The 7,373-nt window shown below is 60.0% G+C and carries 4 protein-coding genes; 3 read left to right on the forward strand and 1 reads right to left on the reverse strand.

What is annotated here, in order from left to right; translation table 11 throughout:
* The first annotated feature begins 308 nt into the window (after positions 1-308).
* Both BG455_RS01685 and BG455_RS01690 read left to right on the forward strand, forming a co-directional pair.
* Positions 309-3,095: an Rne/Rng family ribonuclease gene (locus BG455_RS01685; RefSeq protein ID WP_071468242.1), complete on the forward strand. Its 2,787-nt coding sequence runs from the start codon at positions 309-311 to the stop codon at positions 3,093-3,095.
* A 148-nt stretch (positions 3,096-3,243) separates the two neighbouring features.
* Positions 3,244-3,996 carry a cytochrome c biogenesis CcdA family protein gene (locus BG455_RS01690; protein ID WP_071468237.1) on the forward strand — a complete coding sequence of 251 codons (753 nt, stop codon included), beginning with the start codon at positions 3,244-3,246 and terminating at the stop codon, positions 3,994-3,996.
* Between the two features lie 63 nt (positions 3,997-4,059).
* Here BG455_RS01690 and BG455_RS01695 read toward each other — a convergent pair whose 3' ends face one another.
* Positions 4,060-4,491, reverse strand: a complete 432-nt coding sequence (locus BG455_RS01695) for a DUF1489 family protein (protein WP_071468238.1) — start codon at positions 4,489-4,491, stop codon at positions 4,060-4,062.
* 117 nt (positions 4,492-4,608) lie between these two features.
* On the opposite strand from BG455_RS01695, the gene BG455_RS01700 reads away from it, so the two are divergent.
* Positions 4,609-6,873 (forward strand): adenosylcobalamin-dependent ribonucleoside-diphosphate reductase, encoded by a 2,265-nt coding sequence (locus BG455_RS01700; RefSeq protein ID WP_071468239.1) that lies wholly within the window; start codon positions 4,609-4,611, stop codon positions 6,871-6,873.
* Positions 6,874-7,373: the final 500 nt, after the last annotated feature.

Genomic DNA, 7,373 nt, shown 5'->3' on the forward strand with positions numbered 1-7,373 from the left:
GCATCGCCCCCAGGCAGATGGATCGGCCGCAAGGCTTTGGAGTCCGTGTTCTCAGAAATGACGACCGGGCAAGACACGAACCACGCCGCACCATTGCGGCAAAACAGGAAACGCGATGACAGCTGTCGCACGCATATTGCCCGTCGCCCCGCCAAGGTCATGCCTTGTGGGCGCACTTGCGGCTATAAAGCGGGCCTTGCTGTTCCCCGCACAGACAAGTCACGCCGCTACACGTGTAACGCCGCCCGCCCATGCCCAACGGCACGGGACCGGCGCGCAACCTGCAAGCTGGCGCGCATTGGACATACATGGCTCAGAAAATGTTAATAGATGCCACCCACGCGGAAGAAACCCGCGTTGTGGTGGTCGATGGAACCAAGGTCGAGGAATTTGATTTTGAAACCGCCAGCAGGCGACAGCTTGCAGGAAATATCTACCTTGCCAAAGTAACACGGGTCGAACCCTCGTTGCAGGCGGCGTTTGTAGATTATGGCGGCAATCGCCACGGGTTTCTTGCCTTTAACGAAATTCACCCGGATTATTACCAGATTCCCGCAGCAGACCGCGCGGCCCTTCTGGAAGAAGAACGCGCACTTGCCGCTGATGCGGATGAGGATGAGGGCACAGATGCCGCCCCCAAAGCCCGCAAAGGTGTGCAGCGCAGTTCCAACCGGCGCAGACAGGATGCGAAGCCGGAACGCAGCAAATCCCCCGATCAGGTGGAAAAGCGCGAAATTTCGGGCATGGATATCGTCGAGACTGATGGCGATGATGATGCTCTGGTCACAGACACACCAGAGGCACCCGTCGCCGACGCGGCTGTGGCCGAAGTCGTTGTGCCAGATGACAGCGCGACCTTGGCGGCCGAAGATGTGAAATCCGCAGAGGGCGATCAGGACGAACCCTACCGCGCCGCAGATCACGCGACCGAGATTGATGACCGGATCGAGGCTGTTTCGGACGGGGATGCCAGCGAAGAGGTGCGCCCGCGCCGCAAGCCGCGCATGCGCCGCTACAAAATTCAGGAAGTCATCAAGGTGCGCCAGATCATGCTGGTGCAAGTGGTCAAGGAAGAGCGCGGCAATAAGGGCGCTGCCCTGACAACCTACCTGTCCTTGGCGGGCCGCTATTGCGTGCTTATGCCCAACACTGCGCGCGGCGGCGGCATTAGTCGCAAGATCACAAATGCCGCTGACCGCCAGAAACTCAAGGCGATTGCAAACGAAATTCTGGTGCCCGAAGGGGCAGGGCTGATTATCCGGACCGCAGGTGCCAACCGCACCAAGGCCGAGATCAAGCGCGATTACGAATATCTGCTGCGCCTGTGGGAACAGATCCGCGATCTGACGCTGAAATCCATCGCGCCAACCCCGATCTACGAGGAAGGCGATCTGATCAAGCGCACGATCCGCGATCTGTATAGCAAGAATATCGATGAAGTTCTGGTCGAGGGCGAGGCGGGCTACCGCGTTGCCAAGGACTTCATGAAGATGATCATGCCGTCCCACGCCAAGAACGTGAAGCTGTATCAGGAACAGATGCCGCTATTCGCCCGCTATCAGGTCGAAAGCTATCTGGCAGCGATGTTCAACCCGACTGTGCAACTGCCCTCGGGCGGGTATATCGTTATCGGGATTACCGAAGCGCTTGTCGCCATCGACATCAACTCTGGCCGCGCCACCCGCGAAGGCTCGATCGAGGAGACGGCGCTCAAGACCAATATGGAAGCGGCCGCCGAGATTGCGCGCCAGTTGCGCCTGCGCGATCTGGCAGGGTTGATCGTCATCGACTTCATCGACATGGAAGAGCGCAAGAATAACGCGTCTGTCGAGAAGATGCTGAAAGACAAGCTCAAGCATGACCGCGCGCGCATTCAGGTGGGGCGCATCTCGGGCTTTGGCCTGTTGGAAATGTCGCGCCAGCGTCTGCGCCCCGGCATGCTGGAAGCCACGACGCAGCCTTGCCCGCATTGCCATGGAACTGGTCTGATCCGGTCTGATGACAGCATGGGCCTGACCGTGCTGCGCCAGATCGAGGAAGAAGGCACGCGCGGGCGTTCGCGCGAAGTGCTGGTGCGTGCGCCTGCGGCGGTGGTGAATTTCATCATCAATTTCAAGCGCGAGCATCTGGCACAGATTGAAGCGCGTTATGGCATGGCCGTCCGGCTGGAAGCTGACCCGCATATGGTCAGCCCCGATTTCGAGATCGAGAAATTCAAGACCGCGACCCGCGTTCCGACACCGCCCGCTGATGTTGTGTCAATCAGCACCACTCTGATGCCCGACCTGGAAGAAGAAGAGGATCTGGTCGAAGAGCAGGTTGAGGAAACACAGGCTGAAGAAGTGGCCGAGGCCGATACCCAGCCGCGCAAAAAGCGGCGGCGGCGCAGGCGCAGGCGTGGCGGTGGCCAGAACGGTGCCGATGACAATGACGGCGCACAAGAGACCGAGAGCGACGCGCAGCAAGAGGGTGATGACGCCCCTGCTGAAAGCGAAGATACCCCGCCTGCGGTAGAAGCTGACACCCCCGCCGAGGTGCCAGCGCCAGAGGCTGCGGAAGAAACCCCGCCCGCGAAACCAAAGCGCGCGACACGCAGCCGGTCCAAGAAAACCGCCGCCAAGACTGAAGAGCTGCGCACCGACACCGCAGAACAGCCAGCGCAAGCCGTGGATGCGGGCGCATCAGAGGGTGCCGAAGCACAGGCCGAGGCCGCACCCGCAAAGCCCAAGCGCACACGGCGCAAGCCTGCGGCGAAGAAAAAGCCTGTGGCCGAGGGCGAGAGTGCCGAGCAAACCGCAGACGCCGCACCCGTAGCGCCTGAAAGCGCTTCTGTGGACAGGTCTGACACGCCTGTGGCGGTTGCTGCGCCAGAGCCTGCCATTGTGGCTGAACAGACGCCAGACGCGCCCCAGACCGAGGCGGCACCTGTCGCGCAGGATGCTGTGGTCGGGGATGCCGTGGCACCTGTGCAGGAAGAGGCCCCTGTGCCCGCGCCTGACACATCCGCGCCGGTGGCAGAGGCACCTGTAAGCGAGGTTGCCGCGCCCCCCGCCAAGCCAGAGAAAAAGCGCAGCGGCTGGTGGTCCGCACGCTGATGCCTATCGGGCGGGCCATCTGTGCATGGCCCGCCCTTTTTCACTTGCGACATGTTTTCACATGGCACGCGAAAGTGACAGGTCACCGGGTGACCGCAGCGCCCCAGACGCGTATCTGTTGGCAAGTCACCAATAAAAAGGCAGGGTCATGTTCGGGATAGATGTGTTCGATGCAGGTCTTGTGGCCGCGCTTATGATCGCGTTCGGGGCAGGGGTCTTGTCGTTCCTGTCACCCTGTGTGCTGCCGATTGTGCCCCCCTATCTGGCCTATATGGGCGGAATTTCCATGCAAGAGCTGACAGAAGAGGGCCGCGCCAGCCGCCGCGCCATTCTGCCTGCGCTGTTTTTCTTCATGGGCCTGTCGACAGTGTTCTTGCTGCTGGGGTTCACTGCCTCGACTATGGGACATTTGTTTTTGCGAAATGCCGAATTGTTTGGCCAGATCGCAGGCGGGGTGGTGATTGTCTTTGGCCTGCATTTTCTGGGTGTATTTCGGATTCCGTTCCTGATGCGCGAGGCACGCATCGACGCAGGCGACCGTGGCGGTTCCGCCTTCGGGGCTTATGTGTTGGGGCTGGCCTTTGCCTTTGGCTGGACGCCCTGCATTGGCCCTGTTCTGGGCGCGATCCTGACGCTTGCGGCCACCGATGCCACTGTCACCCGTGGCACTGCGATGCTTGGTGTCTATGCGCTGGGTCTGGGCCTGCCATTCCTGCTGGCCGCGATTTTTGTGCAACGCTCGATGGGGCTGATGACGCGGCTGAAGCGGCATATGGCGGTGATCGAGAAAGTCATGGGGGTTATGCTGATTCTTGTCGGGGTGGCGCTGCTGACAGGCGCGTTCTCTGCCTTTTCGTGGTGGTTGCTGGAGACGTTTCCCGTGATGCAGCGTCTGGGCTGACACGGGCACCGCCCCACCAAGCGGGCCTGTTGGATTGAGTATTTCTGGCAAGAAAATGCCTGCTTACTGTAAACCCAGATCAGCAAGGGCCGCGTCCAGTTCGGGCGGCAGCGTATCATCGCCCTTGCGCGCTTTGGGCAGGTCTGGGGGCGCATCTTCGGGTTTGAGGTAGCGCCAGCCCTGAAAGGGGCGTTTGGTGGCCGAAGCGGTGCGGATGATTTCGGGGTCAAGCACGATGGCACAGCGCAACAGACCGTCTACCCCAGTTACCTCATCAAGGCGCAGAATGCGCTGGCGCGCAAGCACCGCCCCCTTGAACACCCAATAGAGTGATCCGCCATTGAGGATGTCTTCAACCCGCTTGGGGCGCATGCGCGTCACATGGCGCGGCAGCCCGTCAGCACCCCTGGCGCGGTTAGATTGCTGCCATGCGATCAGGTCTTCGACCTGCTCGGCGCCAACGCAAAGTTTTATCAGATGGATTGTGTTGCTCATGGTTTGTCTTCTAGCGCAGATGCGCGTGGCGGCAAGAGGGGTTAAGGCGTTGACCCCGACGAAGGCCGCGCTTATCTTGTGGCCTCTCCCAAGATATACCCCAAAGGATGCCACGCCATGACCCGATTTGCTGCCCCCATTGCCGAACAGATCTGGGACATGAAATACCGGCTGAAAGACGCCGCCGGTGCGGTTTTGGATGAAAGCGTTGAAGATACATGGCGCAGAATCGCGCGTGATCTGGCCTCGGTCGAGGAAGATCAGGCGGTCTGGGAAGACCGATTCTATGCCGTACTGGAAGATTTCAAATTCCTTCCCGCTGGGCGGATTACAGCAGGGGCGGGCACAGGCAGATCTGTGACGCTGTTCAACTGTTTTGTCATGGGGACGATCCCTGACAATATGGGGGGTATTTTCGAGATGCTGCGCGAGGCGGCGCTGACAATGCAGCAGGGGGGCGGGATCGGCTATGATTTCAGCACGATCCGCCCCAAGGGCGCGCCTGTCAAAGGTGTGTCTGCCGATGCGTCTGGCCCGCTGTCCTTTATGGATGTGTGGGATGCCATGTGCCGGACGATCATGTCGGCCGGGTCGCGCCGGGGGGCCATGATGGCAACAATGCGCTGTGATCACCCCGATATCGAGGATTTCATCACCGCCAAGCAAGATGCCGCGCGCCTTCGGATGTTCAACCTGTCGGTCTTGGTAACAGACGCGTTCATGGATGCCGTAAAACTTGATGGGCCGTGGGATCTGGAATTTGACGGGCGGGTTTATCGCACGCTTCAGGCGCGGGATCTGTGGAACCGGATCATGCGCGCGACCTATGATTATGCCGAACCGGGTGTGATTTTCATTGACCGGATCAATGCTGCCAATAACCTGAATTATTGCGAGACGATTGCCGCGACCAACCCTTGCGGCGAGCAGCCCTTGCCGCCCTATGGGGCGTGTTTGCTGGGCTCGGTCAATCTGGCGCGTTTGGTTGCAAACCCGTTTGGGGACGGGGCCGCGCTGGATAAGGCGGCCTTGGATGACCTTGTGCGCGTGGCCGTGCGCATGATGGACAATGTGGTTGATGCCAGCCGCTTTCCGCTGGACGCGCAGGCGCAGGAAGCGCGCGCCAAACGCCGCATCGGTCTGGGGGTGACAGGGCTGGCGGATGCGCTGTTGATGGTCGGGTTGCGCTACGGGTCCGATGCCGCCGTGGCGCAGCTGGATGCCTGGATGCACGCCATCGCGCGTTCCGCCTATCTGGCAAGTGTCGATCTGGCGCGCGAGAAGGGGGCATTTCCCTTATTCGACGCCGATGCTTTCCTAAGTTCCGGCAATATGCGCGCCATGGATGCGGATGTGCGCGAGGCGATCCGCACGCATGGCATACGCAATGCGCTTCTGACCTCGATCGCGCCGACAGGGACTATCAGTCTGTATGCCGGCAATGTCAGTTCCGGCATCGAGCCTGTCTTTGCCTATGAATATACCCGCAAGGTTTTGCAAAAAGACGGATCACGCACGGAAGAAACCGTCGAGGATTACGCCGTGCGGATGTGGCGCGACATGCACGGGGATGCACCCCTGCCGGAATATTTCGTCAATGCGCAGACTTTGGCTCCGCTCGATCATGTGCGCATGCAGGCAGCAGCGCAGAAATGGGTCGACAGTTCTATCTCCAAGACCATCAACTGCCCCGAAGACATCTGCTTTGACGATTTCAAGGATGTCTATATGGCCGCATGGGATATGGGCTGCAAAGGCTGCACAACCTACCGGCCCAATGACGTAACCGGATCGGTGCTGTCTGTGCCCGTGGCAAGTGACGCCGCGCCGCAGATCGATACCGGGGCAGATGTGGTCTACCTCTCAACCCCGTTTGACAGGCCCGAAGCCCTGGAGGGGCATACCTACAAGCTGAAATGGCCCGGCTCTGAACATGCAATTTATGTGACGATCAACGATACGGTCATCAACAACCATCGCCGGCCTTTCGAGATTTTCATCAATTCCAAGAACATGGAGCATTTCGCCTGGACTGTTGCGCTGACACGCATGATCTCGGCCGTGTTCCGGCGGGGGGGCGATGTGTCTTTTGTGGTCGAAGAACTGAAAGCGGTGTTCGACCCGCGTGGCGGGGCATGGGTTGAAGGCCGTTACATTCCCTCGATCCTTGCTGCAATCGGCGGGGTGATTGAACAGCATCTCATCCGCATTGGCTTTATCGCGGGCGAGGGGTTGGGGCTGAAATCCGATCCCGAAGCGGCGAAGCTTGCAGTCGGGGATGCCCCGCGCGGTCGGGCCTGTCCTGCATGCGGGGCGTATGAACTGGCAATGATCGAGGGATGCATGACCTGCCGCGCATGTGGACACTCGAAATGCGGCTGATCTCACACTGCGCGAGAACCGAGTGTTGAAAAATCCCGGAATTTTTTGCCATTCCGGGCAAAAATGGTTCCACTTTACCAGTCTTTTTCTTCCACCCCCGCGTAACCATTGATTTTCCTATGAACGGGCGGCGGCCTAACTGGGCCGCCGCTGGAACTGATAGGGCCTGCCAGATGAGGCTGGTTTCGGGCGGAGCGCCCTGATCTGACGGTCCTTTTCGTTCCGCTTGATCCGGTTCATTCAGGCCGATGAGATCTGGCGCTACCCTGAAATCAAGCGGTTTCGGAAAGGATGATGCCTGAGCTCATTCTCGGTGTTCCACTTGACCAGCACCGCACCGGGGACGGCCCACGCCTTCTGCCGGCCCGGCGCCTGGAAACGGGGCCTAGACAAGCGCGCCTGGTGAAAGGAGCATCTCGAAATCTGGAAGAGCACACCGATCCGGGGACCGGATCAACCCGCTGACGCGCTACACGCCATGAACTGATGCGGTGGATGCC

The organism is Roseinatronobacter thiooxidans (assembly GCF_001870675.1).
GTDB classification, from domain to species: domain Bacteria; phylum Pseudomonadota; class Alphaproteobacteria; order Rhodobacterales; family Rhodobacteraceae; genus Roseinatronobacter; species Roseinatronobacter thiooxidans.